We start from the raw sequence: 25,945 nt of genomic DNA, 5'->3' as shown, positions 1-25,945 counted from the left end.
CCCGGCCCCCCCCAGACCCCTGAAACACGAGGTGCGAAGAGCGAGAGGAGAGCGAACGATGAACGCGAAACGAACGGCCGCGGTGGTCCTGGTGCTCGTGGCGGGGAGCCTGGCGGGAACGGCCCACGCTGGGCTGGTGCTCCAAAGCCGCGAGGGCGAGACGCTCATCTCCCGGGAGCGCATCGCCATGCCGGCCGACGAGGTGAAAACGGTCCTCAACGGCCGGGAGCGCACCTATCTCGTGATCAACCCCGGGGCGAAGCTGTACGCCCAGGGGCCCCTGACGGAGTACTGCGAGATGTTCGAGAAGCTGCGCCAGGCGCTTGCGGGCCTGGCGCAGGGCGAAGCGGCCGCGCCGGAGGAACCCGCCCGCTACGAGGTCCAGCCCCTGGGCAGGGGCGAGCCGGTCTCGGGGTTCGCCGTGAGCGGGTACCGGATCCTGAGGAACGGCGAGGCCGAGACCGACCTGTGGGTGGCCACGGGCCGGGCGATCGAGCAGGAGACGCTCGATCTGGGGAAGATCGCGGCGGACTTCATGTCGTGCGTGACCGGTCGTGAGGAAGCGATCCTCGCCTACCGGGAGGTGTACCGGAAAGGGGTGCCCGTGCGCCAGGTGTCGTACGCGGACGGCCGCCCCAGCGACGACGGCGCCCCGGTCACGGCCATCGAGGTGCGCGAGGTGCCCGACAGCTCGTTCGAGCCGCCCCCCGGGTACCGCCAGGTGCCCCTCGCCCGGGTGATGGGCGGCGGGGAAGGGGAGGCCGAACCGGCGTACACGGGGCCCCCACCGGAGGTGGACGACCTGATCGCGCCGCCCGCGCCGCTGAACTCCAGCGGCCGGCAGATCCTGGAGATGAAGGGCATGACCGAGGCCGACCGGCTCCGTGAGGTCCCGCTCCGGGACGAGGTGGGGCTGCCGGCCATGCCGGGCGCGTACTTCACCATGTCCTCCACTGGGACCTCCGGCATGGGCAAGCCGATCCGGGAGGCCTACCTGGTGACCACCGAGCCGTTCCAGGGGGTGGACGCCTGGTACCGTCGGCGCCTTCCGGAGGACTGGCAGCGCGAGCAGCAGCCCGACGGCTCGGTCCTGTACCGGCCGAAGGGGGCCGGGCCCATGGTGCCGCCCTACGTGTCGATCCAGAAGACCGGGGGGCAGGGGATGGATCTCATGTTGCTGGACCTGCCGGGTGCGAGGACCCGGATCGTGCTGGGGTACTGGGAGGGGGGCACCCCCCCTGAAGGCCTGGCAGGCGACGCCGCCTCCGCCGGACCGGGGCCCGCGGAAGACGCCTACCGCGAGCCCCCGGCGGACCGGGCCCCGGCCGCCGGTGAAGACGAGAACGTGATCGTGAAGGACGCCAAGGAGGTCACCGGCGACGTGGTGGACGACACCCGCAACGAGGCCAAACGGTCCGTGCGGGAGTCGGTGAAGGAAGAGGTGAAGGGGTTCTTCAAGGGGTTGTTCAAGCGCTGACTTCGGTCAACGGTCGCCGGTCGACGGACTTTGGTCGAAAGCCCGCCCCGACATCGGAGCCGGGGGCATGGGGTCTGGTGGAGCGCCCGCCCAACGGGCCGAGCTACCCGGAATTTCTCTAGTCTCTAAGTCTCTAGTCTCTAGTTTCTAGTTTCTAGCTGGCCGGAACCGGACCCCTACCCCGTACCCTGGCAATACGTTTGCAGGTCTTTATTAACCAGGTGGCTAAATAGGCGCGATTATGGTACACTGTTGTCATGGACAAAGTCGATGCTCGCAGCATCAGCCGAGAGGCCCAGCAGACCTTACGCCGCCAGGCGATCCGCTTGCGAAAGGCCGGTCGGACCTTCGCAGAGATTGCCGAGATCGTCGGCGTTCATCCTTCCACGGTGCGCAAGTGGTGGAAGATCTATGAACGCGACGGTACCCAAGGAATCCGCCTCAAGAAACGGGGGCGGAAGCCCGGGCAAAAACGAACGTTGAGCCGCGAACTGGAACAGGAACTCCGGCGGCTCATCACCGACAAAACCCCCGAGCAGCTCAAGATGCCCTTTGCCCTGTGGACGCGTCGAAACATCCAGGAGCTGATCCGGCGCCGATGGGGTATCGAGATGCCGGTGCGCACGATCGGGGACTACCTGAAGCGCTGGGGATTCACGCCGCAAAAGCCGTTGCGGCGGGCCTATGAGCAAAACCCTCAGGCGGTCCAGAAGTGGCTGGATGAGGACTACCCCGCCATTGTCGCCCGTGCGAAGCGAGAAAACGCAGAGATTCATTGGGGCGACGAAACGGGACTTCGTTCGGACAGCCAACATGGACGCTCCTACGCGCCTCGGGGAAAAACGCCGGTGGTTCGGCTCAACGCCAAACGTGAATCCATCAGCCTGATCTCCAGCATCACCAACCAGGGCAAGGTTCGGTTCATGACCTACCGGGGCGCGATGAACAGTCGGACGTTGATCCGGTTCCTCCGGAGACTGATCAAGGACGCGGACCGGAAGGTGTTTCTCATCTTGGACAATCTCCGAGTGCACCACAGTAAGCCGGTGAAGGCCTGGTTGGAGAAGCACCGGGAGGAGATCGAGGTGTTCTACCTGCCTTCGTACTCGCCAGAGCTGAATCCGGACGAGTATCTGAACTGCGACCTCAAGGCCGGTGTGCACTCGGGACCGCCGGCACGCACGGGAGAGCAACTCCGGGCGAAGGCGATCTCCCACTTGCGCAAGCTCCAGAAGTTGCCCGACCGCGTGCGCTCGTACTTCCGTCACCCGAAGATTCGATACGCAGCCGCCTAGTGCGCCTATTTAATCGCCGGGTTAATAATAGCGGTGCCCCCCCGCGTCCCGGGTGGGGTCGAACGGCCCCAGGCCCTGGGTGCCGAAGCGCACGGACACGAGCCGGGTGGTGCCGGTATGGCGGCCGCTGGCGTAGTTCTCCTCGTGGAACGGCACGAGCACCCCGTCCACCCGGCGGAAGTCCGAGTACTCGGTGGCAAAGGGGGCTGCGCCGCCCCGGGCCCGCAGGGTGCCCTCCACCAGGTCCACCCTGCGGGTGACGGGGTCGATCCAGTAGACGAGATCCAGCCCCATGCTCCACGGCAGACCCACCAGCCGGTAGTCCACCCCGTTGCGGCGGCGGGTGCCCCGGTCCTCCAGGAGCCTCCGGTGGGCCGTGAACACCCAGGGAACGGCCGAGCGCAGGAGCTGGTAGCGCATGGCGAGCAATGGCAGCCCCTCCACCCGCTGGAGCCGGCCCGCGTCGCCCCGCCAGCCCCGGTCGCCGTTCAGGACGCGCACCTCGGTGGACCGGGGATAGGTGATCTCGACCCGGAGCCGGTCCGGGGCCAGGAACTCCCGGACCATGCGGCCCCGCATGCCCCGCATCCGGGCCGTGATCTCGGCCTCGGCCCGGAACGACTCGAGCCGGGCGGCGGCCCGGGGGCCGCCGTAGGCCTCGACCACCGAGTCCAGCAGGGCCGAAAACCCGCCACCCCATGCCGGAACCGCCAGGGCGAGCGCTAGGGCGAGCACCGTGGCGCGCATCATGCTCCCTCCCCCAGGCCCAGCAGCCGGGCCAGGTTCCCGCCCAGCACGGCCTCGCGCTCGGGTCCCCGCACGCCGGCCGCGTCCATCTCGCGCAGGTACCGGGGGAGCCCCAGCAGGGGGTAGTCGCTCCCGAACACGAGCCGGTCGGCGCCCGCGATGTTCAGGAACCGGCGGAACACGTCGGGCTTGTACAGGAACGGGCCGGCGGCGGTGTCGTACCACACGTTGGCCAGCACGTCGTCGGCCTCGCGCCGCAGCAGGTGGTACACGAACAGGCCCCCGCCCCAGTGGGCCAGGATCCACCGGGTCCGGGGGTGCCTGCGCACCAGCTGGTAGATCTCCTCCAGGCTCATCGGGGCCTTGCCCGGGTACGAGTGTCCGACGGCCTCGTTGGTGTGGAGCAGCACCGGCACCCCGGCCTCGGCCGCCAGCTCGGCCAGGGGCGCGAGACCCGAGCGCACCTCCGGCCCCAGCCCCGCCCCGCACGTGGCGATCTCCCCGAGCCCCCGGGCTCCGGCCGACAGGCACCGCTCGGCCTCCCGCACCGCCTGCCGGCCCCGTAGGGGGTTCACGCAGGCGAACGGCACGATCCGGCCCGGGTACCGGGCCGCCGCGTCGAGCACGTAGTCGTCGCACAGGCGGGTCTTTCCGTCGTCGTTCCACGGGAACCCGAAGGAGCAGGCGGCCTGGATGCGGTTGGCGTCCAGGTACTCCACCAGGTCGGTGGCCCCGATCAGGCGGGCCTTGGGGTCCCGGTACAGCAGCTCGAAGTCCGGCTCGCCGGCGAAGAAGGAGCGGCGGTCCTGCCGAAGCTCGGGTGGGGCGATGTGGGTGTGGGCGTCGAGGATCATCGAGGGGGACTCGGCGTTATGGGAGCTTTTCGGTTAGGATAGCGGCATGGTCCCGCGCTGTCCACAGCCGCCGCGCGGCCCAGGCGAGCACCAGGGCCGAGGTTACCCGGCCCACGTCCAGGGCTGCCGCGCCGGCCACCACGCCGACCCAGTCGAACCCGGCGATGCCGACGGCCAGGGCCGCGGCAATGGCGGTCACCTCCACGGCGGTGGAGCCGGTGATCGGGCCGGTGCGGCCCGCGTGCACGAACGCGGCCCGCAGGAACGAGAGCATCACCGTAAGCGCCGGCACGGGCACGAGCAGGGCCGCGGGCAGGATGGCCAGGGCCACGAGGTCGGGCCGGAGGCCGGAGACGTCCTGGAACCAGACCCGGCCCAGGGGGGTCAAGGCCACCAGGCCGAGCCCGGCCGACGTGGCCAGGGCCAGGCCCAGGGCGAACCGCCGCAGGGGCCGGTACCCCTCCCAGCGTTCGCCCATCAGGGCGATGGCCACCTCCTGGAACGAGAGGCCGAGGCAGCTGAACAGGAACACCAGGGAGCGCACCACCGGGAACACGGCGAGGCTGCCCACCGGCTCCCGAGCCCGGGCCAGAAAGAAGGTCACGGTGGGGTGCACGGCCAGGGTCAGCAGGGTGCTCAGGGCCAGGGGCGCATAGAACCGGGCGATCTGTCGATACGAGGGGGCGGGCGCCTGCTCGGCCGTGGCACGAAGCTCTCGCAGGCTGCTGCCGGTCATGGCCCGCACCGCGGCGGCCTCGGCCACCACCCCGGCGCACAGGGCCGCGGCGCCGACCAGCGCCCCGGCCAGTCCCGTGGGGGCCAGCACCAGGGCGGTGGCGGCCATGCCGGCCAATCGCACCGCCGTGCCGGTGCCCACCCGGCGGGTGCGGCCCGTGCGGATGAGCACCCCTTGGAGGAACCTCCGGTACCCGATGACCCCGGGCCAGGGCAGGAGGAGCACGAGGGCGGGGTGGGTCAGCCGGGCGACGCCCTCGGGCAGGCCCAGCACCGGCCCGGCGAGCACCCGGAACACCGGTGGGACGACGGCCACCGCCATGACCACGGTCACGCCGACCGACAGGGCGTAGCTGAACCGCCGCAGCCGCTCGGTGGAGACCCCGTCCCGGGCCAGGGCGGTCACGGCGGCCATCAACATGATCACCGGCGCCTCGAACACCAGGGCCAGGGAGAACGCCACCCCGAAGGCCGCCAGGTTCTCCTTGGGCGCGGGCAGCCGGGCCACCACGGCGGCCAGAAACGGCCCCTCCACGCTCATCATGATCCAGGTGGCCGCGAGCGGGGCCCAGAAGGCCGCGATGCGCCGGGCGGTGAGATCCTGGTGGGGGTTGGGTGTCATGGGCTCCTCGCGGGGCCGCGAGGCTATCAGGTCCCCGGACCGGGAACAAGCGCGGCCGGCCCAGCCGGCCGAAGGTTCCACATTGTCGACCCGGCGACAAAATAGACACATCACTTCGGAGGGCGGGGCAAGGGACCTGCCTCCGGCCGGGCGCGAAGCCGGGCATCGAGATTCGCCGCGCAGGCACAGGACAGAAGAGTTGGTTTCGTGACGACTCGGTGGAGTCCGAACCATTTCGCGGTCCGAGCGTCAGAGGCGCTGCGCGGCGAGCCAAGGGGCCGCGCCCGGCTCTCCGACAGGTCCCTTGCCCCCCGGACCGTCAGGTGGTGGCGTAAAGGCTTGGTTTTGCTTCGAACCCTCCCACCGTCCTAGCCTCCTAGCATCCAGCGGGCCGAAGGCCCCAGACCAACGACCAACGACTGACGACCAACGACCGAAGCCAAAGGAGATCCGATGGGCAGATGGCGCACCTTGGACCATACGGCCGACCTGGCCATCGAGGCGTGGGGGGAGACCCCCGAGAAGGCGCTGGAGGCCCTGTGCGACGGGCTCGTCCACCAGATCACGGACCCGGGGCGGGTGGATGAGCGGGAGGAGGTGGGCCTAGAGGTGGAGGGGCTCGACCCGGCCGAGGCCCTGGTGGGGTTCCTGAACGAGCTTCTGTACCACGTGAACGTGCGCGGCTGGATGCCGGCCCGGGTGGAGGCGGCCTCGGCCCGGGGCTCCGTGTTCCGGGGCGCGGCCCGGGGCGAGGCCCGGGACCCCGCGCGCCATCCCTTCGACCTGGAGGTCAAGGCGGCCACCTACCACGACCTGCTTTGGGGGCCCGACCCGGAGACGGGGGGGTGGCGGGTCCGGGTGGTGTTCGACGTGTGATCTCCGGCTACCCCCCCAAGAAATGAATCACCCGGCCCTGGGTGTCGCCGATGTCCTCGCGCAGGATGCCGTGGCGGTCCGACGGGATCAGCACCAGGGCCTTGTCCCGGACCGGGATATGCTCGTAGAGGATCTCGCCGCTCTCCGGGTCCACGGTGGGGTCCTCGCTCCCCTGCACGAGCAGCACGGGGCAGGCCACGTCTCCGAGCCGGTCCAGGGTGTCGTCGATCAGCCGGCCCAGCTCGTACAGGGCCTTCACCGGCACGTGGATGTAGTTGATCTCGGGGTGCTCGGGCGAGGACCGGTGGAACCGCATCAGGTCGGGGGCCCCCAGGGTGTGGGCCACCACGTTGGCCCCGTGCACCAGGGGCACGAGCCGCATACCCCGGTCCCGCACCCGAACCGGTGCGGCCACCGCGGCCACCCGGTCGAGCCCCTCGGGCCGGTCGGCCGCGAGCCTGAGGGCTAGGATCCCGCCGGCCGAGAAACCCACCACCGCCACCCGGTCCCACGCCTCCCTGAGGGCCTCGAACCCCCGCCGCACCGAGTCCAGCCACTCCTCCCAGGTCCGCTCCCTCAGGTCCCAGGGCGAGGTGCCGTGGCCGCGCAGCCGGATCCCGAGCACCGGGTGGCCGAGGGATGCCAGCCTCTCGCCGAACGGTCGGAGCTCGGCGGGCGAGGCCGTGAACCCGTGCACCAGCAGCACGGCCGGCGACCGGGGCGCCTTGGGCACCAGGAGATACGGCTCCCCCGGGACCTTGGTGCCCTCGACCCGGGTGATCTCGTCCGTGTCGGGCCGGCAGAACGACGCCCGTTCCAGGGCGTACAGGCGCTCTTCGTCATCGAACCGCGCCCGCAGCCATCCGAGCGGGTCCGGCCGGTCCAGGGCCGACAGCGCCGCGTCCACCGCCCGCCGCACCCCGGGCAGGGGGGCCACCTCGTTGGCGTACACGGCCACGGGGTTCTCCAGGCGGATCTCGTCCAGGCCGAACTCCTGGCAGAGCTTGCCCGAGAACCGGTAGGAGCCTTCGTCCCGCTCGATCAGGCCGGCGGCCGAGGCGGTGGTGGTGAACGTCTCCAGCCCCGGGCACGAGCCCCGAAGGAGCCCGGCGTACTCGTCCGGATGGTCCACGCTCTCGTGGCGGTTGACATCGGGCTCGGCCTGCACCGCTTTGATCGCCCGGTACAGCGCCCGGTGGAACCGGTCGGCAGGGACCTCGGTCTCTCCCGCATCGACCCACCGCTGCACGATTCGCGAGGCCAGGTGGCACAGGTTCACGGTGACCGCCTGGTACATCGCCACCATGTACCGGTCGCGGATCCGCAGCGAAAGGCGGCGCCGGCGCCGGCCCCAGAGCCGGCCGATGCCGCTTGCGCGGCCCAGGAAGTCCTGGGGGCCCTCGGGGTCGGTCGCGGCGATCCGGGCCAGGGCCCGGTCCCACGGGGTCAGGAACGCCTCCACCCGGATCGGTGGGGCCAGGCGCACGTCCATGTCCGTGTCGCGCAGGAGCAGGTTGCCCTCGATCCGGATCTCCTCGGCCAGCCGGGGGCTCAGGCCGTGCACGAACCGGTGGGCGGCCCACTCCAGCAGGTTCTCGGACACCCGCATGGGGTAGAAGGTGATGTTGGCCGGCACGATCACCGTGGGCCGGCGGGCGTCGGCCAGGAGGGCCTCGGGATCGGGCAGACCGAGGCGTTCGACCCAGGCCTCGATCCGTTCGGTCTCGCCCTGGGCCTCGGCCTGGCGCACCGTCCGGCGGAACGCGGCCACGGCCAGGGCCAGCACGGCGGCGCCGGTGTGTTGCTTGCGCCGCTCCCGGGTGGTGCGGGAGTAGACGCGGTACCGGCCCCCCTCGTCCAGGACCCGGCGGTCCTTGACCATGCCGCCCTCCGGGAACACCACCACCCGGTGGCCCCGGATCACCTCGGTCGCCAGGAACGCCAGCAACCCCTCCTGGTCGTTGGGCACCGCGCCCAACGCGGCCAGGTACCGGCCCAGGGGGCCGGTGGACCGCACCAGCTCGGCTGCGGCCACCGTGCGGCAGTGGGCCCCGGTGTGCCGGTGGATCAGGTAGGGGGGGATGAAGGTCTCGACCCGGGCGAAGTGGTTGAACACGAAGATGTCCCCCGCCTCCAGCACCCCGGGGTCCCCGTTCAGCCGGATCCGCAACCGCAGGACCCGCTCGAGCACGCCCAGGAGGCGGGCCGTCCAGTCGTAGGCCGCGTTCTCGATGTCGGGTGGGAAGGGGTCGGCCATGGGGGCTCACCCTGGGGATGCCCGGCGCACCTCGGATCAGCGCTCCGGGGGGAACGGATCCTCGCCCGGGGCCAGGGCCTCGACCACGTCCGGGGGCAGCCGGATGGGCCGGCCCGTGGGGCCGATGCTACCGTGCTCGGTGTGTCCGCGGGCCAGCACTGTGCCCGCCTCGTCCCGGATCTGGTAGGCGAACCGCACGCGGGCGCCCCGGGCGTGGACCACGGCCGTGGCGATGGTGACCCGGTCGTCGTACCGGGCCGGCCGCAGGTATCGGCACACCGCCTCGGTCACGGGGAGCTGGATGCCCCGGGCCTCCACCTCGCGATAGGTCAGGCCCCGGGCGCGCATGTACTCGTTGCGGCCGATCTCGAACAGCCGCAGATACGTGCCGTAGTACATCACCCCCATGTTGTCGGTGTCGCCGTAGATCACCCGGTAGGTCGTCTCGATCACCACAGCCGGACCCTCCCGCTCATGTGGGCCACGAGCCGATGGGCCTCGTCCACCACCAGGCCGGTGGCCCGGGCCTCGGCCTCGGTGAACGCCGCCCCCGGCCGGGTGGCCGGCCGGGTAGAGTCGTACAGCACGAACGGAACCGGCTCGTCCGTGTGGGTGCGGAGCTCCAGGGGGGTGGGATGGTCGGGCAGCACCAGCAGCCGGTAGGGCTCGCCGCGCTCCTCCAGAGCCCTGCGCACGGGCCCCACCACCCGGGCGTCGAAGTCCTCGATCGCCCGGACCTTGTGCTCGGGGTTGCCGGCGTGGGCCGCCTCGTCCGGCGCCTCCACGTGGACGAACCCGAAGTCCCCCCGGTCGAGTGCGGCCAGCAGGGCCGTGACCTTCCCCTCGTAGTCGGTGTCGAGGTACCCCGTGGCCCCCGGCACCCGGGGGGCGTCGAGCCCGGCCAGGTGGGCGATGCCCTTGAGCAGGTCCACGGCCGAGACCACCGCGCCCGACAGCCCGAACCGGCTCCGGTAGGGCTCGAGGGTGGGGCGCCGGCCCTGGCCCCACAGCCACACGGAGTTGGCCTCCTTCTGGCCTCGCTCCCGCCGGGCCCGGTTGACGGGGTGGTCCTTGAGGAGGATCTGGCTGCCGGTGATCAGGTGCACCAGCTCCTCGGCGCCCTCGCCCCGGGGCAGGTGCTCGTGGATCGGTTGGCCCTGGATGTCGTGGGGAGGGGTGGTGCTCGCGCCGTCCCGGCCGTTGCGCCAGACCATGAGGTGGCGGTATCCCACCCCGGGGTAGAACTCGAACCCGTCGTCCCCGAGCTCCCGCGCCAGGGTCTGCACGATCGCGCGGGCCTCCTCCGACGAGATGTGGCCGGCCGAGAAGTCGTGCATGTACACCCGGTCGGTTCCCGGCAGCAGGGTGACCAGGTTCATCCGGTAGGCCACGTCGTCGGGCCCCAGCTCCACCCCCATGGCCGCCGCCTCCAACGGAGCCCGCCCCGTGTAGCACCGGGCCGGGTCGTACCCCAGCACCGACAGGTTGGCCACGTCCGACCCCGGCGGAAGGCCCGGCGGCACGGTGCGGGCCAGGCCCAGATCCCCCTGCCGGGCCAGGGCGTCCATCTCGGGGGTGTGGGCCGCCTCGAGGGCCGTTCGGTCGCCGTAGCCGGGGTGACGGCGGTCGGCCATGCCGTCCCCCAGCAGGACCACCACCTTCACAGGGCGCTCTCGATGCGGATCAGGGACGGCCGGCCGAGGGTGACGCCCAGGGAGTCGATCTCGCCCAGGGCGTGGCGCACGTCGGCCTCCCGGGCCTCGTGGGTCATGATCACGAGCGGCACGGCCTGGCCCGCGTCGCGTCCCTTCTGGACCACGCTCTCGATCGAGATGCCGTAGGCCCCCAGCACGCCCGCGATCTTCGAGAGCACCCCCGGCCGGTCCAGCGCCGTGAACCGCAGGTAGTACTGGCACACCACGTCCTCGATGGGCTTGAGCGCGGCCGGTTCCATGGAATCCTCCGGAAACGCGCGGGCCGGCACCCGGCACGCCCCCCCCTTGGCCAGGTTCCGGGCGATCTCCACCACGTCGGCCACCACCGCGCTCGCCGTGGCCCGGCGGCCGGCGCCCTGGCCGTAGTAGAGGGTGGGCCCCAGGAACTCGGCCTCCACGAACACCGCGTTGTACACGCCCCGCACGCTGGCCAGCAGGTGGTCCGAGGGGATCATGGTGGGGTGCACCCGCACCTCCACCCGGCCGCCGTCGCGCTTGGCGATGCCCAGCAGCTTGACGTCGTACCCGAACTCCGCCGCGTACTCGATGTCCTGCGGGGTGAGGTCCCGGATGCCCTCGGTGTAGGCCTGGTCGAACGGCACCCGGCATCCGAAGGCCATGGAGGTGAGGATCGTGATCTTGTGGGCCGCGTCCACGCCGTCCACGTCGAAGGTGGGGTCGGCCTCGGCGTACCCCAGGCGCTGGGCCTCCCGGAGAACCCGGTCGAACGACTCCCCCTTCTCCTTCATCTCGGTCAGGATGTAGTTGGTGGTGCCGTTGAGGATGCCGTACACCCGCTCGATGCGGTCGGACGCCAGCCCCTCGCGCACGGCCCGGAGGATCGGGATGCCGCCGCCCACGCTGGCCTCGAACCCCACGTCCACGCCCCTGGCCCGGGCCTCGCCGAAGATCTCGTCGCCGTGGACCGCCAGCAGCGCCTTGTTGGCCGTGACCACCGACTTGCCGGCCCGGATCGCCTCGAGCAGGAAGGTCTTGGCCGGCTCGTACCCGCCGATCAGCTCCACGATCACCTGGACCTCGGGGTGGCCGATCACCTCTGCCGCGTCCGTGGTCATGAGCGAGCGGTCCACCTGGATCCCCCGGTCGGTGTCCAGGTCCTTGTCCGCCACCTTGACCAGCCGAAGCCCGAATCCGAGCCGGCGGGCGATCTCGTCGGCGTTCTCCAGAAGGATCTGGACCACGCCGGCGCCCACCGTTCCCATACCGATGACCCCAACGCCGATCTCGTTCATATGTGGTTTTCTCCGTTGGTCGTTTGTCGTGTGACGTTCGTCGTGAAAGAGGCGCGCTCAGGCCAGGCGGCGCATCATCCCCCGGATGCCCGCCACGGCCTGGTGGATCCGGTGCTCGTTCTCCACCAGGGCGAACCGCACGTGGTCGTCGCCGAACTGGCCGAACCCGATCCCCGGGCTCACCGCCACCTTGGCCTCCCGCAGGAGCAGCTTGGCGAACTCCAGGCTGCCCATACCCCGGAACGGCTCCGGGATCGGGGCCCATACGAACATGGTGGCCTTGGGCTTCTCCACGGGCCAGCCCGCGCGGCCGAGCCCTTCCACCAGCTTGTCCCGCCGGACGCGGTACACCTCGGCGATCTCCTGCACCACCTCGTCCGGGGTCTCCAGGGCGATCACCGAGGCGATCTGCACCGGTTGGAACATGCCGTAGTCCAGGTACGATTTGATCCGGGTGAGGGCGTGGATCATGGCGGGGTTGCCCACGCAGAACCCCACCCGCCACCCGGCCATGTTGTAGCTCTTCGACAGGCTCACGAACTCGACCGCCAGGTCCTTGGCGCCCGGCACCTCCAGGATGCTGGGGGCCCGGTACCCGTTGAAGCAGATGTCGGCGTACGCCAGGTCGTGGATCAGCAGGATCCGGTTCTCCCGACAGAACCCCACCACCTTCTCGAAGAACCCCAGATCCGCGATCTGGGTCGTGGGGTTCTGGGGAAAGTTCAGGATCAGCAGCTTGGGCCGGGGCCAGACGGTCTTCATCTCCCGTTCGAGCCGCCCCAGGAACTCGTCGCCGCCTTCGCCCAGCTCGATGGCGCGCAGGTCCCCGTCGGCCAGGACCACCGAGTACGAGTGGATCGGGTAGGTGGGGTTCGGCACGAACGCCACGTCCCCCGAGCCGAGGATCGCCATGACCAGGTGGGCCAGCCCCTCCTTGGCCCCCAGGGTCACGCACACCTCGCTCTCGGGGTCGAGGGCCACGCCGTAGCGCCGCTCGTACCACTTGGCCATGGCGAGCCGGAGCTTGTAGATGCCCCGCGACACGCTGTAACGGTGATTCTTCGGCTTCTGGGCCGCCTCGACCAGCTTGTCCACGATGTGGGCCGGGGTGGGGCGGTCGGGGTTGCCCATGCCCAGGTCGATGATGTCCTCGCCCCGCCGGCGCGCCTCCATCTTGAGGTCGTCCACCACCTTGAACACGTAGGGCGGCAGACGCTGGATCCGGTGGAACACCGACTCGTCGACCCACATGGGAAAACCTCCTCCCCGCCCGGATTTCGGCCGGACTCGTATGCTACTCGATGGCCGAAGAGGGGGTCAACGCGGCCCGGCCGCCTAGCTGCCTAGCCGCCCAGCGGGCCGGAGGCCCCAGACCGACGACCGTTGACCGTCGACCGAAGTTGCTACCGGCTCAGTGGCCCGGGTGGTCCTTTCGGAACCGCTCCACGTCCTCGGGCTTGGCCAGCACCACCAGCACGTCGCCCTGGCGCAGCTCCAGGTCGGGGCTGGCGAACAGGGCCTGCTCCTTTCCGGCTTCCCACCGCCGCACCTGCACCACCGACAGACCCCACCTGCGTCTCAGGTGGGACTCGGCCAGGGTGCGGCCCCACAGGCCCTTGGGGGCCCGGATCTCCACAAGCACGTAGCCCTCGAGGAACGGCAGGCGGTCCAGCACGTCGGGCTCGGCCAGGCGCTGGGCCACCTGCACGGCCATGTCCCGCTCGGGCTGGATCACCTCGGTGGCCCCGATGCGTTCTAGGATCCGTGCGTGATCGTGGGACACCGCCTTCACCAGGATCTCGCCGACCCCGAACTCCCTCAGGTACAGGGTGGCCAGGATCGAGGAGTCGATCCGGGTGCCCAGGCTCACCACGGCCACCTCGGCGTTGTGCACCCCTGCCGCCTCCAGGTCCTCCTTGTCGGAGGCGTCGGCCACCCGGGCCCGCGAGCAGAACGGCTCCACCGCGTCCACGGCCCGGGCGTTGCGGTCCACGGCCAGCACGTCGTGGCCCATCTCGTACAGGTACCGGGCCAGGTGGAAGCCGAAGCTACCCAGGCCGATCACCGCGAATCGCCGGCGTTCCATGATCAGGCTTCCTTGAGCTTGCGCACGGCCTCCCTGGGGCCGTACACGACCAGGATGTCGCTGTCCTTCACCACCCGGTCCGGGGGCGGGGTGATGTGGATCCGCTCCGGCACCAGCTCCTTCACCGCCACCACCTGGACCCCGAACCGGCGGGTGAGGTCCAGCTCCGACAGGCTCTTCCCCACCATCTCCTGGGGCGGGGCCAGCTCCAGCACCCCGAACCCGGACGCCAGGGACAGGTAGTCCAGCACGTTGCGCGAGCTGACCCGCTCGGCCACCCGGTGGGCCATCTCCTTCTCCGGGAACACCACCCGGGTCGCGCCCACCCGCCGGAGGATCTCGCCGTGGTCCTCGGTGAGGGCCTTGGCCACGATCTCGGGCACCCCGAGCCGGGTCAGGTGGAGCACCACCAGGATCGAGGCCTCCATGCGGCCGCCCAGGCTCACGGTGGCCACATCGGTCTCCGCCAGGCCCACGGCCTTGAGGTTCGTGATCTCGGTGGCGTCGGTGACCACGGCCTGATCCACGAAGGCCTGGGCCTCGCGGGCCCGCTCGGCGTTCACGTCCACGGCCAGCACGCGCCCACCCAGGGCGGCCAGCTCGGCGGCCAGGGCCATGCCGAAGTTCCCCAGACCGATCACGGCGAATCGTTTGGCCATCATCCCACCATCAGGTTCTCTTCTGCGTACAGGAACCGGCCCGGCTCCCGCTTCCGGCCCACGGCGATGGCCAGGGTCAGCGGGCCCACCCGGCCCACGAACATAGTCAGGGTCAGCAGGAGCCGGCCGGCCGTGGACACCGAGGAGGTGATTCCCGTGGAGAGCCCCACGGTGCCGAACGCGCTGACCGCCTCGAAGAAGATCTCCAGGAACCTTCCCCCGCCCGCCCGGTGGGGCACCGGGCCGATCTCGGTGACCAGCAGCGCGAACACCACCAAGGTGACGAACGTGAACGATGCCATCAGCAGGGACACCGCCCGGGCCACGGTGGCCTCGGGCAGGGTGCGGCGGTACAGGCTCACCCGCTCCCGGGCCCGCAGCCGGTCCCGGAACAGCCCCACCACCACCGCGAAGGTGGTGGTCTTGATCCCGCCGCCGCACGACCCCGGGCTGGCCCCCACGAACATGAGGAGGATCGTGAGAAACAACGTGGTGTTGGTGAGGGCCCCGTAGTCCAGGGTGTTGAACCCGGCCGTGCGGGCCGTGACCGACTGGAACAGGCTGGCCAGCACCTGGTCCTGCCAGGGGAGGCCGGCCAGGGTGTTCGGGGCCTCGAAGAACCACACTCCGGCGGCTCCGCCGAACGTGAGGACCGCGGAGGTGGCCAGAACCACCTTGGTGTGGAGCCCCAGCCGGGCCGGCCGGCCGGCCCGGCGGTCCTTCCACGCGTCGGCCAGGTCTTCCAGCACCAGGAACCCCAGTCCCCCTAGGGTGATCAGGGCCATGATGGTGAGGTTCAGCACCCAGTCGCCCCGGTACGCCGTGAAGCTGGTTGCGTACAGGGAGAACCCGGCGTTGCAGAACGCGGACACGCTGTGGAACACGGCCGAGTACAGGGCCTCGTCCCAGGGCTGGGACCGGGAGAACACCGTGTACAGCACCGCCGCGCCCACGGCCTCGATGATCAGGGTGAACCGGAACACGTCGCGCACGAGCCGGTGGGGCGAGGTGCGGTGCTTCTGGCCCAGGGTCTCCTCCACCAGGGCCTCGCCCCGGAACGACAGGCCCCGGCCGGCCAGCAGGAGGAACACGCTCGAGTAGGTCATGATTCCCAGCCCGCCGAGCTGGATGAGGGTCAGCACCACCCCCTGGCCGAACCGGGTCAGGGCCGTGCCCGTGTCCACCACCACCAATCCCGTGACGCAGGTGGCCGAGGTGGCCGTGAACAGGGCGTCCACAAAGCCCAGCGGGGTTCCGGTGGAGGCCCAGGGGGTCATCAGCAGGCCGGCACCCACCAGGATGGCCGCGCCGAAGGACAGCGCCAGCACCTGGGCCGGGTGGAGGATCCGCTCCAGAACGGCGGCAGGGGAGACGGAGGAGAGTCGCACGGGGTCGTTCGATCCGTCGGTGAAGATGGGGAAACTGGAGGGGCCGGGCCAAAAAACGGCGCCATTCTACGCCCCTGGTCCGCCGAGTCAAGGAATCGAGGGCCGGGGAGGGCGCCGGCCGCGCGTTGACCGGTTCCCGGGCCGGATGCTATTACCGCAACTTCGGGCCACGGTCGTCAGTCGTCGGTCGGGGGCTTTCGGCCCGCTGGGGTCATGGCTCGCAAGTTCGCGCATTCCCCGAGGGGGTTGGGCTGGGGCCCCCCCTTCGCTGAACGGCCTCGCAGGGGCCGCCCCGGCGCGGTCCGCTGCAGCGCGTCAGCGCTCGCGCCGCGGCCGCACCGCTCGCGCCGGGCGGCTCGGCCGTCGCGCTTCGTCGGAGCCCCCAGCCCCACCGCCGCAAAGGATATGCTTTTTTGCGGAACGGAACGCTAGGAGATGAAAGAGGTTCTTTGGCATCCTAGCCTCCTAGCTTCCATGAGAGGAGGTTCTTTCCAGATGGTCGTGACGACGCCGAAGCCCTGGGACGAGGTCCGGTTCGCCCTGGGGGACGGGAAGCGGTGGGTGGTGATGGGCTGCGCGGACTGCGCGGCCGTGTGCCAGACGGGCGGCTCGTCCCAGGTGGACGAACTGGCCGAACGGATGCAGGACGAGGGATTCGAGGTGCTGGCCCGGGTCGACCTGCCGTCGCCCTGCGACCGCAGGCTCACCCGCCGGGACCTGAAGCGGGTGGCCCGGGAGCTGGAGGCGGCCGACGGGGTGGTGTGCCTCACCTGCGGTGGGGGCGTGCAGGCGGTGGCCGAGCTGGTGGGCAAGCCGGTGGTGGCCGGGCTCGACGCCCACTTCGTGGGCACCGTGGAGCGGGTGGGGGTGTTCCACGAGCAGTGCGCCCTGTGCGGAGCGTGCGTGCTCAACGAGACCGCCGGGATCTGCCCGGTGACGGGCTGCCCCAAGGGCCTGCGCAACGGGCCGTGTGAAGAGGCCAACGCGGGCGCCTGCGAGGCCGAGCCCGGCCTGGAGTGTGTGTGGGAGCGGATCTGGGAGCGGCTGGAGGCGTTGGGCCGAGCCGAGGCGTTCGGGACGGTGCGGCCGCCCGCCCCCCCGGTGCGCCGGCCCCGGTCCACGGGACGGAGGACGAGATGAGCGCGGCATCCTGGGTGTTGGTGGGTCGGGTCGGGCCCGAGGGAGTGGACCGGGTGTGCGCCGGACTCCGGGAGCTGGCCCCGGGGGTCGGGGTGGTGCTTGGGGATCCGGCGGAGGGGGTGCATGCCCTCGCCCTGGCGGCCCGGGTGCGGTCGGAGACCCCGGACCGACCCGTGGTGGTGCCCCTGGTGTGCCGGGACCGCAACCGCACGGCCCTGGTGGCCGAGGCCAGGGGCGCCGAGGCCCTGGGGTGCCGGGGGCTGTGGCTCCTGACCGGATCCCCGGGGCCGGGGGAGGCGGCGGCGGTGTACGAGCTGGACCCCGCCGTGCTGGCCGGGGTGCTCCGGGAGGCCGGGGTCGGGCTGGAGCTCTGGGCATCGGGTCGGCTCACCACCCCGGCCGAGCGGGCCCGGGCCGCGACCCTGGCCGGGGCCGGGGTCAGCCGGTGGATCGTGCCCGCGGGGGCCGAGCCGCCCGAGCCGATCCCGGGCCTCACCCTGGTGCGCCGGGGGCCCGGCGGGGACCTGGTGCCCCTGGAGGCGTCGCCGTGAACCCCCTGGCGTCTGCCGAGAGCGGCCGGGCCGTGCTGGCCATGGGCAACGAGGCCCTGGCCCGGGGGGGCATCGAGGCGGGCCTGGGCTACTTCTCCACCTACCCGGGCACCCCGGCCAGCGAGGTGGGCACGGTGCTCCAGGGCCTGCGCGAGGAGTTCCCCGGCCTGTACGCCGAGATCAGCACCAACGAGCACGTGGCCGCCCTGGGCGCCCTGGGCGCCTCTTGGGCCGGGGTGCGCTCCATGGTGGCCATGAAGCACGTGGGCATGAACGTGGCGGCCGAGCCGTTCCACTTCGCCGGGTACACCGGGGTCCGGGCCGGCATGGTGGTGGTGCTGGGGTCGGATCCGGGGGCCACCAGCTCCACCGGCGAGCAGGACGATCGGTGGTACAGCCTGCACACCCACCTGCCCGTGCTGGAGCCGGCCGACATCCAGGAGGCCAAGGAGATGACCCGGCAGGCCTTCGAACTGTCGGAGACCTACGACCTGCCGTTCGTGGTGAACGCCCCCTCCAAGCTGTGCCACAACATCGGCACCCTGCGGCTGGGCCCGCTGCCGGAGCGGGTGACGTACCGGGGCCGGTTCGAGCGAAACCCCGAGCGGTACCTGAACCTGTTCGACTTCGCGGTGCAGAACCACGGCCGGTGCCTGGCCAATGTGGAGCGGCTTCGGGCCGACGCCGGCCGGCTGGGCCTGAACCGGGTGATCCCGGGCCGGAGGCGGGTGGGGATCGTGTGCTCGGGCCTGCTGTTCGCCTACACGATGGAGGCCCTGGAGATCCTGGGCCTGGACGACGTGCCGGTGCTCAAGGTGGGCATGAGCTACCCCCTGGACCCCCGGCTGGTGATCCGGTTCCTCGAGGGGTTGGACCGGGCCGTTTTCGTGGAGGAGCTGGAGGGGTTCCTGGAGTTCCAGGCCAAGCGCTGGGCCTACGACGCCGGGGTGCGCACCCCCATCGTGGGCAAGGAGCTGTTCCCAGCCACCGGCGAGGTGGACGTGGACCGGGTGACCGACGCCCTGGCCGAGGCCCTGGGCGGCCGGCTGCCCCACGGCCGGCGCCGGGGCGCCGAGGCCCTGGCGCGGCACCGGGCCGAGATGCCCCCCCGGCAGGGGGCGTTCTGCCCGGGATGCCCCCACCGGGCCACCAACTTCGCCCTGCGCCGGGCGGCCGGGCCCGACACCGTGTTCGCCGGGGACATCGGCTGCTACACCCTGTCGGTGCTGCCCCCGTTTCGGGTGTCGGACTGGGTGACCTGCATGAACTGCGGCGCCGGCAGCGGCCAGGCCATTGCCCAGGTCTCGGACGAGCCGGTGGTGGCCCTGGTGGGGGACTCCACGTTCTTCCACTCCGGCGTGCCCACCCTGCTCAACGCGATCCAGAACGGCGCCGACCTGGTGCTGCTGATCCTGGACAACCGGTGGGTGGCCATGACCGGCCACCAGCCGAGCCCCACCACCGACCGGCTGGTGGACGGGACGCCCCGCAAGGCGGTGGACCTGGTGGGGTTCGTCCGGAGCCTGGGGGTGGAGTGGGTCCGCCGGGCCGACGCCTTCCGCGTGCGCCCCCTGGAGGTGCTGCTCCGGGAGGCCCTGGCCGGCTCGGGCGTGCGGGTGATCGTGGTGGAGGGCGAGTGCGCCCTGCAGTCCGAGCGGCGCGGGAAGGCCGCTCCGCCGCTCCAGGAGGAGTGGGTGGACCTGGACCCCGAACGGTGCCAACGGTGTCACCGATGCTACCGGGAGCTGGCCTGCCCCGCGATCCGCGAGGACGAGGGGGCCGAAGGGCCGGTGTATGTGATCGACCCGGGGCTGTGCCAGCGGTGCGGGGTGTGCGAGGAAATCTGTCCCAACTCGGCCATCACCCGGACCCGGGTGCGACGGGGGAGGGCGGCATGAGGCGCTACGACATCCTGATCGCCGGCATCGGGGGCCAGGGGGTGATCACCCTGGGCACCCTGCTCAAGCTGGCCGCGATCCGGGCCGGGGTGGAGGTCACGGGCGCCGAGCGCCGGGGCGGGGCCCAGCGGGAGGGGCGGGTCACCTCCCACGTGCGCTACCGGACCCTGGAGCCGGAGGAGGCGGAGAACCCCCGCAGGCAGGCGTTCTCGGGCCTGATCCCCCGGGGCGGGGCCCACATGGTGATCGCCCTGGAGCCCCTGGAAGCGGCCCGGAGCCTGGCGCTCATGAACCCGGACACGGTGGTCATCAGCGAGGTCGCGCCCCGCACGCCCACGGCGGTGCGGCTGGGGAGCGCCGAGTACCCACCGGTGGAGCGGATCCGCGACTGGATCGCCGAGGTGACCCCCCGGGTGTGCCTGGTGGGGATGGAGGCCGCGTCCCGGGAGCGGTTCGGGTCGCTTCGGCAGGTGAACGTGATCGCGTTGGGGCTCGCCTCGGCCCTGGGCCAACTGCCGGTGCCGGACGAGGCCCTGCTCGAGACCGTTCGGGAGCGGCTGCCCGGGTTCGACGCCAACCGAGAGGCCTTCGCCCTGGGCCGGGAGCTCGCCGGAAAGCCCTTTTGCTGACCGTGTTAGGAGTATTGCCATGGTGCGGGCATGGGGCCTGCTTCCGGCCGCGCGCGAAGCCGGGCATGAGATTCGCCGCGCAGGCACGGGGCACCGGCGGTGACTTCATGGCAGTTCGGCGGGGCACGAACGAATTCACGGTGCGGGCGTTGGAGGCGCTGCGCGGCGAGCGAAGGGGCCGCGCCCGGCGCTCCAGCAGACCCCATGCCCCCCGAGCTTTGGCGCGGTTCGAGAGCCGCCTGGCCGCCTAGCCGCCCAGCGGGCCGAAGGCCCCAGACCGACGACCGACGACCGAAGTTGCCATGACGGAAAGGGCCGTGGACGCCTCCACCGTCCTGGTGGTGGGCCGGACCGACCGGGGGAAGACCACCTGGGTCCGGACCCTGATCGAGCGCTGGACGTCCCGGGGAGAGACCGTGGGGTGGGTGGACGCGGACGTGGGCCAGGGGGTGCTCGGGCCCCCTGCGGTCCAGTCCGTGGCCGTCTGCCGGCCGGGCCGGGACCCCCAGGTGGTGGCCCGGTGGTTTGTGGGGAGCACCTCCCCGCGGGCCCACATGCTGCCCTGCGTGGTCGGGGTGCTGCGGCTGGCGGCCCGGGCCCGGGAGGAGGGGTGCGGCCGGGTGGTGGTGGACACCACGGGGCTCGTGGCGCCTTCCGAAGGGGGCGTGGCGCTCAAGATCTGGAAGGCCGAGGCCCTGGCCCCTTGCGCGGTGGTGGGGCTGGAGGTGGACGGCGAGCTGGAGCCGATCCTGGGGCCCATGGAGGGGGACCCCCGGTTCGAGGTGGTTCGGATCCCCCCGGGTTCGGGGGTGCGGCGCCGCAGCTTCGAAGAGCGAGCCGCCGCCCGTGCCCAGCGGTTTCGGGAACATCTGGCCGGGGGGCGGGAGGTGCTCCTGCCCCGGGAGACGCCGGTGTACGGCATGGGGGCCGTCGCACGGGGGCGGCTGGTGGGGCTGCTGGACGGGGATGGGTTCTGCCTCGGCCTGGGGGTGGTGGCCCGGTGGGGGGAACGCCGGGCGGTTCACAGCCCCGTGGACCTCGGCCGGGTGTGCGCGGTTCGGTTGGGGGCGCTCAAGGTGGATCCCGAAAGCGGACGGGAGGGGTAGCCGTCCCCCCTCCCCCGTTTTCGCTTCGACCGGAGGACCGAGCGTCAGGCGATCGCGCCGCCGCAGGCGTCCCGGATCGCGTCGGCCAGATCGTCGGACACCGCCACCAGGAACGTGCGGTTCCCGGCCTCGCTCAGGTAGCGGGTGTCCCACGGGGTGTGGAAGTACGCCTCGCGGATCCGGTCGCGGATCTGCTCGAGCTGCTCGGCCGGGAGCTCGTCGTCCAGGCACCGACGGCCCTTCCCGTCGATCCACACGATCCGGAAGCGATCGGGGGGCGATCCCACCAGGGCGCACACCCCGCTGCCGCAGGGCACCGCTTCCACCTCTTCCCCGGCCTCGCTCACGAACCGCGCCAGTTCCGGGGCCAGCCCCCGCAGTCGCAGCAGCACGGGCATGGGGGCTCGGATCCTGGGTCCTCTCTTGTTGGCTGCCGTGGCCATCTCGCTCCTCCTTTCCGTTCCATCACGGTTCGGATGATGTAAAACGAAGTTTGTCTCATAGTTTAGCCCGGTTTCCGGTTTTGGGAAGGGGGAGGGCGAGGTTTTTGCGATTTTGTGAGAGTCAAACCGATTGTGGCCGCAAGAAACGCTGGTGCGGCGGGCGGTTGGGACGATTGACACCCCGGCGGGGCCGCTGGTAAGGTCCGCGGCTCCATCGGACGGAGGAGTGGTATGCCGAAACTGGTGATCCGGGACGACCGCTGCAAGGGTTGCAGCATCTGTGTGGAGTTCTGCCCCAAGGACTGCCTGGAGATCACCGACCGCCTGAATCCTTTGGGATATCGGCCGGTGGGGCTCCGGGACCCCGAGGCGTGCACCGGGTGCGCGATCTGCGCCCGGATGTGCCCCGAGGTGGTGATCGAGGTCTGGAAATGAGCGACAGCAAGGTGACCTTCGAAAAGGGGAACGTGGCCCTGGCCAAGGCGGCGGTGGCGGCCGGGTGCCGGTACTACTTCGGGTACCCCATCACCCCCCAGAGCGACATCCCCGAGTACCTGAGCGGGGTGCTGCCGCGGGTCGGCGGCCAGTTCGTGCAGGCCGAGAGCGAGGTGGCCTCCATCAACATGCTGCTGGGCGCCGGCGCCACCGGCAAGCGGGCCATGACCAGCTCCTCCAGCCCCGGCATCAGCCTGAAGCAGGAGGGCATCAGCTACATGGCCGGCAGCGAGGTACCCGGGGTGATCGTGAACGTGCAGCGCTCCGGCCCGGGCCTGGGCGGCATCGCCCCGAGCCAGGGCGACTACTTCCAGGCCACCCGCGGGGGGGGGCACGGGGACTACCGGGTGATCGTCCTGGCCCCGGCGTCGGTGCAGGAGATGTACGACCTCACCGTGCTCGCCTTCGACCTGGCCGACACCTACCGCACACCGGTGATGGTGCTGGCGGACGCCATGATCGGCATGATGAAGGAGCCGCTGGAGGAGTGGGTGCCCCAGAGCCCGGAGCCGTCCAAGGACGACTGGGCCGCCACCGGCGCCGCGGGGCGGCCGGGCCGGCGGATCAAGTCGCTGTACCTGGGCGATGGCGAGCTGGCCGAGCACAACTGGAAGCTGGCCCAGAAGTACGAGCGGATCCGTCGGGAGGAGACCCGGGTCCAGACCGAGCTGCCCGAGGGGTGCGAGCTGGCCGTGGTGGCGTTCGGGTCCGCCGCCCGCATCGCCAAAAGCGCGGTGGACCGCCTGAACGACGAGGGCCGGCGGGTGGGGTACGTGCGGCCCATCACCCTGTGGCCGTTCCCGGACGAGGCGATCCGGCGGGTGGCCGAGCAGGGGGTGCCGCTGCTCACGGTCGAGCTGAACACCGGCCAGATGGTGGAGGACGTGCGCCTGGCCGTGGAGGGCCGGGCGCCGGTGCACTTCGCCGGGTACCCGCCGGGGTACCTGCCGAGCCCCGACGACATCTACGACGAGATCGTGCGGCGCCTGCCCGCCGGGGAGGAGGCGGCATGAAGCCCGTGTTCGTTCGACCCCAGAGCCTCACGGACAAGCCGTTCCACTTCTGCCCGGGGTGCCACCACGGGGTGATCCACCGCCTGGTGGCCGAGGCCATCGATCGGTTCGAGGTGCGGGAGCGCACGATCGCGGCCGCCTCGGTGGGGTGCAGCGTGTTCCTGTACGACTACTTCGACATCGACGTGGTCGAGTCGCCCCACGGCCGCGCCCCGGCGGTGGCCACGGGCATCAAGCGCACCAACCCGGACAAGTTCGTGTTCATCTACCAGGGCGACGGCGACCTGGCCGCCATCGGCACGGCCGAGATCATCCACGCGGCCAACCGGGGCGAGAACCTCACGGTGGTGTTCGTGAACAACACGGTCTACGGCATGACCGGCGGCCAGATGGCGCCGACCACGCTCCTGGGCCAGCCCACCACCACCAGCCCCTACGGCCGGGAGTTCGGCCAGGACGGCTACCCGATCAAGATGACCGAGATGCTCGCCCAGCTCGAGGGCGTGGGGTTCGCGGCCCGGGTGGCCGTGGACACCCCGGCCCGGCTGGCCCAGGCCCGCAAGGCCGTGTTCCGGGCGTTCGAGACCCAGATGGAGGAGAAGGGGATGGGGTTCGTGGAGATCCTGTCGTCGTGCCCGACCAACTGGGGCATGAAGCCCGTGGAGGCGGTGCGGCGGATCGAGCGGGAGATGATTCCCTACTTCCCGCTGGGGGTGTACAAGGAACGCAAGGGCTCCGACGCCCTGTAACCCGGTTCGGACCCCGCCCGGCGGGAGTCCTCCCGCGCTGCGGGCCACAGAACGAGTGAAAACGATGCATCACGATATCGTCATGGCAGGGTTCGGGGGGCAGGGAATCCTGATGATCGGCAACCTTCTGGCCGTGGGCGCCCTGCGGCAGGGCTACCGGGTCACCTTCTTCCCGGCATACGGGGTGGAGATGCGGGGGGGCACGGCCAACTGCACGGTGACCGTCTCCGACCGGGAGATCGGCAGCCCGGTCACGGCCCGGCCGCTGGGCTTGGTGGCGATGAACGAGCCGTCCCTGGTCAAGTTCGGGCCCCGGGTGCGGGCCGGCGGCGTGGTGGTGGTGAACGCCTCCATCGTGCCCGACGGCGTGCTGGAGCGGGAGGACGTGCGGGTGGTTCGGGTGCCGTGCAACGACGTGGCCGCAGAGCTGGGAGACCCGCGGCTCGCCAGCATGGTGGCCCTGGGCGCCTACGTGGCCGCGAGCGGGGTGCTCCCGGTGGAGGCGGTGGCCGAGGTGCTGCCCGAGGTCCTGCCGGAGAAGGTGCACCGCTTGATTCCCTTGAACCAGAAGGCCCTGGAGGCCGGCGCCGGCCGGGCGGGGGCGTGAGGGACGAACCGGAGGGGACCATGGCCGAGGTCAACGAAACCACCGTGGGCGAGCGGATCCGGCAGGTGCGGGAGAGGGCCGGGGTCACGCTGCAGGAGCTGGCCGACCGCACCGGATACACCTCCGCCCTCCTGAACCAGATCGAGAACCATCTGGTGAGCCCGCCCCTGGGCGCCCTGGGCCGGATCGCCCAGGCCCTGGGCGTGCGTCTGGGCGACCTGTGGGGTGAGGGCCCGGGCGAGCCCTACACCATCGTCCGGAGGGGGGAGCGGCGGCAGGTGTCCCGGTTCGCCTCCAAGGAGGGGGTGTCCTACGGGTACACCTACGAGTCCCTGGGGTTCGGCAAGAAGGACCGGCGGGTGGAGCCGTTCCTGATCACCCTCGAGCCGCCCACGGTGCCCCACCCGAAGCCGTCGGTGCACGAGGGCGAGGAGTTCCTGTTCGTGCTCGAGGGCCGGATGGAGGTGCACCTGGCCGGCCACACCGACGTGCTGGAGCCCGGGGACTCCATCCTCTACGACGCGAGCCTGCCCCACCGGGTCACCTGCCACGGGGACGAGCCGGCCCGGGTGCTGGCCGTGATCTGGACCCCCGGCCGATCGGAAGGGGAGGGGTGAGGCTCCCGGTTGACACCGCCGGGGCCCGTCCGTAGGATCGCCGCGTTTCGGGACCCCGGAGGCGAGTCATGACCGATCCCACCCAACCCGGCGCCGCCGCGGCGCCGTCGCCCGAACCCCCCCAGGCGGAGGAGGAGCCCGCCGGCATCGACGCCGCCACGGCGGACGACGAGGCCGTTTCCGAGGCCGCGACCCGGCCGGCCCAGGGGCCCCAGGGCCCGGGGGCCGAGCCCGAGCGGGACCGCACGTTTCTCCTGGCCGTGGTCCTGGTGGCCGTGATGCTGGTGTTCCTGTGGATCGGGGGTACGGCCCTGTGGGGAATGCGGCGCCAGATCTCGGGCCTGCAGGCCCGGCTGGACCGGGTGGAGGCGTCCCTGGCGGACGAGACCCGGGCGCGCAACCGGGCCGCCCTCGGACGGATCCGCGCGGACCTGCGGGCCCTGCGCGAAACCCTGCCCCCCGAGTTGGCCGAGCGGGTCGACCGGGCGGCCAAGGCGCTCTCGGGGGTGGAGTCCGAGCTCTGACCCCGGCCGATTCTTGAGAAAGACCGACCGAAGGTGTAGTCTTCGCGGGCGGGTCCGGGCGGCCCGCCTTTTGCGTTGGGTGGGGGATCGGCGACAGAATACACCCGTTTTCCAGAAGTCTCTCAACGGGGAGGGGCGTGACGGGTGACGTGAGGTGACGCCAAAGAGGCTGGGCCATGCTTGGAACACTTGGAAAGCAATGAGGTTTT

At 71.3% G+C, this 25,945-nt stretch carries 26 protein-coding genes; 14 read left to right on the top strand and 12 right to left on the bottom strand.

Annotation, left to right across the window (positions count from 1 at the left end; translation table 11 throughout):
- Nucleotides 1-58: 58 nt before the first annotated feature.
- Together DEFCA_RS0105325 and DEFCA_RS0105320 are read left to right on the top strand one after the other, a co-directional pair.
- Entirely contained in the window at nt 59-1,477 is a 1,419-nt protein-coding gene (locus tag DEFCA_RS0105325; RefSeq protein ID WP_025322005.1) for a DUF4412 domain-containing protein, read from the top strand.
- Between the two features lie 257 nt (nt 1,478-1,734).
- On the top strand, nt 1,735-2,772 hold the full coding sequence (locus DEFCA_RS0105320) for an IS630 family transposase (RefSeq protein ID WP_025322004.1): 1,038 nt from the start codon (nt 1,735-1,737) through the stop codon (nt 2,770-2,772).
- A 21-nt stretch (nt 2,773-2,793) separates the two neighbouring features.
- On the opposite strand, the gene DEFCA_RS0105315 is transcribed toward DEFCA_RS0105320, so the two are convergent.
- The 3 genes from DEFCA_RS0105315 to DEFCA_RS0105305 are packed head-to-tail and all read right to left on the bottom strand — an operon-like array spanning nt 2,794 to nt 5,730.
- Nucleotides 2,794-3,522, bottom strand: coding sequence for a hypothetical protein (locus DEFCA_RS0105315; RefSeq protein ID WP_169709457.1), 729 nt, complete (start codon nt 3,520-3,522; stop codon nt 2,794-2,796).
- On the bottom strand, nt 3,519-4,373 hold the full coding sequence (locus DEFCA_RS0105310) for an amidohydrolase family protein (RefSeq protein WP_025322002.1): 855 nt from the start codon (nt 4,371-4,373) through the stop codon (nt 3,519-3,521). Before DEFCA_RS0105310 ends, DEFCA_RS0105315 begins: the two co-directional genes overlap by 4 nt.
- A 16-nt stretch (nt 4,374-4,389) precedes the next feature.
- A complete protein-coding gene (locus tag DEFCA_RS0105305; protein ID WP_025322001.1) occupies nt 4,390-5,730 on the bottom strand; it encodes a hypothetical protein in 1,341 nt (446 codons plus the stop codon).
- A 453-nt stretch (nt 5,731-6,183) separates the two neighbouring features.
- Between DEFCA_RS0105305 and DEFCA_RS20320 the strand changes: the two genes are divergently transcribed.
- A complete protein-coding gene (locus DEFCA_RS20320; RefSeq protein ID WP_025322000.1) occupies nt 6,184-6,606 on the top strand; it encodes an archease in 423 nt (140 codons plus the stop codon).
- A gap of 7 nt (nt 6,607-6,613) precedes the next feature.
- Here DEFCA_RS20320 and DEFCA_RS0105295 read toward each other — a convergent pair whose 3' ends face one another.
- The 8 genes from DEFCA_RS0105295 to DEFCA_RS0105260 form a co-directional block, all read right to left on the bottom strand.
- Entirely contained in the window at nt 6,614-8,863 is a 2,250-nt protein-coding gene (locus DEFCA_RS0105295) for an alpha/beta fold hydrolase (protein ID WP_025321999.1), read from the bottom strand.
- 36 nt (nt 8,864-8,899) lie between these two features.
- Nucleotides 8,900-9,319, bottom strand: coding sequence for an acyl-CoA thioesterase (locus tag DEFCA_RS0105290; protein ID WP_281173741.1), 420 nt, complete (start codon nt 9,317-9,319; stop codon nt 8,900-8,902).
- Nucleotides 9,313-10,527, bottom strand: coding sequence for a cofactor-independent phosphoglycerate mutase (locus DEFCA_RS0105285; protein WP_025321997.1), 1,215 nt, complete (start codon nt 10,525-10,527; stop codon nt 9,313-9,315). Before DEFCA_RS0105285 ends, DEFCA_RS0105290 begins: the two co-directional genes overlap by 7 nt.
- Nucleotides 10,524-11,831: a homoserine dehydrogenase gene (locus tag DEFCA_RS0105280; protein WP_025321996.1), complete on the bottom strand. Its 1,308-nt coding sequence runs from the start codon at nt 11,829-11,831 to the stop codon at nt 10,524-10,526. Before DEFCA_RS0105280 ends, DEFCA_RS0105285 begins: the two co-directional genes overlap by 4 nt.
- A 57-nt stretch (nt 11,832-11,888) precedes the next feature.
- A complete protein-coding gene (locus tag DEFCA_RS0105275; protein ID WP_025321995.1) occupies nt 11,889-13,082 on the bottom strand; it encodes an aminotransferase class I/II-fold pyridoxal phosphate-dependent enzyme in 1,194 nt (397 codons plus the stop codon).
- 160 nt (nt 13,083-13,242) lie between these two features.
- On the bottom strand, nt 13,243-13,917 hold the full coding sequence (locus DEFCA_RS0105270) for a potassium channel family protein (protein WP_025321994.1): 675 nt from the start codon (nt 13,915-13,917) through the stop codon (nt 13,243-13,245).
- Nucleotides 13,918-13,919: 2 nt separating this feature from the next.
- Complete coding sequence (locus DEFCA_RS0105265; RefSeq protein WP_245693435.1) at nt 13,920-14,579, bottom strand: potassium channel family protein; 660 nt, start codon at nt 14,577-14,579, stop codon at nt 13,920-13,922.
- Nucleotides 14,576-15,964: a TrkH family potassium uptake protein gene (locus tag DEFCA_RS0105260; RefSeq protein ID WP_025321992.1), complete on the bottom strand. Its 1,389-nt coding sequence runs from the start codon at nt 15,962-15,964 to the stop codon at nt 14,576-14,578. Before DEFCA_RS0105260 ends, DEFCA_RS0105265 begins: the two co-directional genes overlap by 4 nt.
- 495 nt (nt 15,965-16,459) lie before the next feature.
- Between DEFCA_RS0105260 and DEFCA_RS24030 the strand changes: the two genes are divergently transcribed.
- From DEFCA_RS24030 to DEFCA_RS0105235, 5 genes are all read left to right on the top strand, one after another.
- Nucleotides 16,460-17,104, top strand: coding sequence for a methylenetetrahydrofolate reductase C-terminal domain-containing protein (locus tag DEFCA_RS24030; RefSeq protein ID WP_025321991.1), 645 nt, complete (start codon nt 16,460-16,462; stop codon nt 17,102-17,104).
- Nucleotides 17,101-17,655: a hypothetical protein gene (locus DEFCA_RS0105250; RefSeq protein WP_025321990.1), complete on the top strand. Its 555-nt coding sequence runs from the start codon at nt 17,101-17,103 to the stop codon at nt 17,653-17,655. Before DEFCA_RS24030 ends, DEFCA_RS0105250 begins: the two co-directional genes overlap by 4 nt.
- On the top strand, nt 17,652-19,553 hold the full coding sequence (locus tag DEFCA_RS0105245; RefSeq protein WP_025321989.1) for a thiamine pyrophosphate-dependent enzyme: 1,902 nt from the start codon (nt 17,652-17,654) through the stop codon (nt 19,551-19,553). Before DEFCA_RS0105250 ends, DEFCA_RS0105245 begins: the two co-directional genes overlap by 4 nt.
- Nucleotides 19,550-20,182 carry a 2-oxoacid:acceptor oxidoreductase family protein gene (locus tag DEFCA_RS20315; protein WP_025321988.1) on the top strand — a complete coding sequence of 211 codons (633 nt, stop codon included), beginning with the start codon at nt 19,550-19,552 and terminating at the stop codon, nt 20,180-20,182. Before DEFCA_RS0105245 ends, DEFCA_RS20315 begins: the two co-directional genes overlap by 4 nt.
- Before the next feature lie 302 nt (nt 20,183-20,484).
- Nucleotides 20,485-21,288 carry a Clp1/GlmU family protein gene (locus tag DEFCA_RS0105235; protein ID WP_025321987.1) on the top strand — a complete coding sequence of 268 codons (804 nt, stop codon included), beginning with the start codon at nt 20,485-20,487 and terminating at the stop codon, nt 21,286-21,288.
- A gap of 44 nt (nt 21,289-21,332) precedes the next feature.
- Here the strand turns inward: DEFCA_RS0105235 and DEFCA_RS0105230 are convergent, their stop codons facing one another.
- Nucleotides 21,333-21,731, bottom strand: coding sequence for a hypothetical protein (locus DEFCA_RS0105230; protein ID WP_025321986.1), 399 nt, complete (start codon nt 21,729-21,731; stop codon nt 21,333-21,335).
- 231 nt (nt 21,732-21,962) lie between these two features.
- Between DEFCA_RS0105230 and DEFCA_RS0105225 the strand changes: the two genes are divergently transcribed.
- From DEFCA_RS0105225 to DEFCA_RS0105200, 6 genes are all read left to right on the top strand, one after another.
- A complete protein-coding gene (locus DEFCA_RS0105225) occupies nt 21,963-22,166 on the top strand; it encodes a 4Fe-4S binding protein (protein WP_025321985.1) in 204 nt (67 codons plus the stop codon).
- On the top strand, nt 22,163-23,239 hold the full coding sequence (locus DEFCA_RS0105220; protein ID WP_025321984.1) for a 3-methyl-2-oxobutanoate dehydrogenase subunit VorB: 1,077 nt from the start codon (nt 22,163-22,165) through the stop codon (nt 23,237-23,239). The genes DEFCA_RS0105225 and DEFCA_RS0105220 overlap by 4 nt, the downstream gene beginning before the upstream one ends.
- Nucleotides 23,236-23,988, top strand: coding sequence for a thiamine pyrophosphate-dependent enzyme (locus DEFCA_RS0105215; RefSeq protein ID WP_025321983.1), 753 nt, complete (start codon nt 23,236-23,238; stop codon nt 23,986-23,988). The genes DEFCA_RS0105220 and DEFCA_RS0105215 overlap by 4 nt, the downstream gene beginning before the upstream one ends.
- 64 nt (nt 23,989-24,052) lie before the next feature.
- Entirely contained in the window at nt 24,053-24,595 is a 543-nt protein-coding gene (locus DEFCA_RS0105210; RefSeq protein ID WP_025321982.1) for a 2-oxoacid:acceptor oxidoreductase family protein, read from the top strand.
- 20 nt (nt 24,596-24,615) lie between these two features.
- Nucleotides 24,616-25,212 (top strand): cupin domain-containing protein, encoded by a 597-nt coding sequence (locus DEFCA_RS0105205; RefSeq protein ID WP_025321981.1) that lies wholly within the window; start codon nt 24,616-24,618, stop codon nt 25,210-25,212.
- A gap of 68 nt (nt 25,213-25,280) precedes the next feature.
- Complete coding sequence (locus DEFCA_RS0105200; RefSeq protein WP_025321980.1) at nt 25,281-25,736, top strand: hypothetical protein; 456 nt, start codon at nt 25,281-25,283, stop codon at nt 25,734-25,736.
- The last annotated feature ends 209 nt before the right edge of the window (nt 25,737-25,945 follow it).

Origin of the sequence: Deferrisoma camini S3R1 (assembly GCF_000526155.1) — a bacterium.
Taxonomy (GTDB): domain Bacteria; phylum Desulfobacterota; class Deferrisomatia; order Deferrisomatales; family Deferrisomataceae; genus Deferrisoma; species Deferrisoma camini.
Note: the sequence above shows the minus strand (reverse complement) of the source record. Positions and strands in the feature narration are given on the sequence as shown.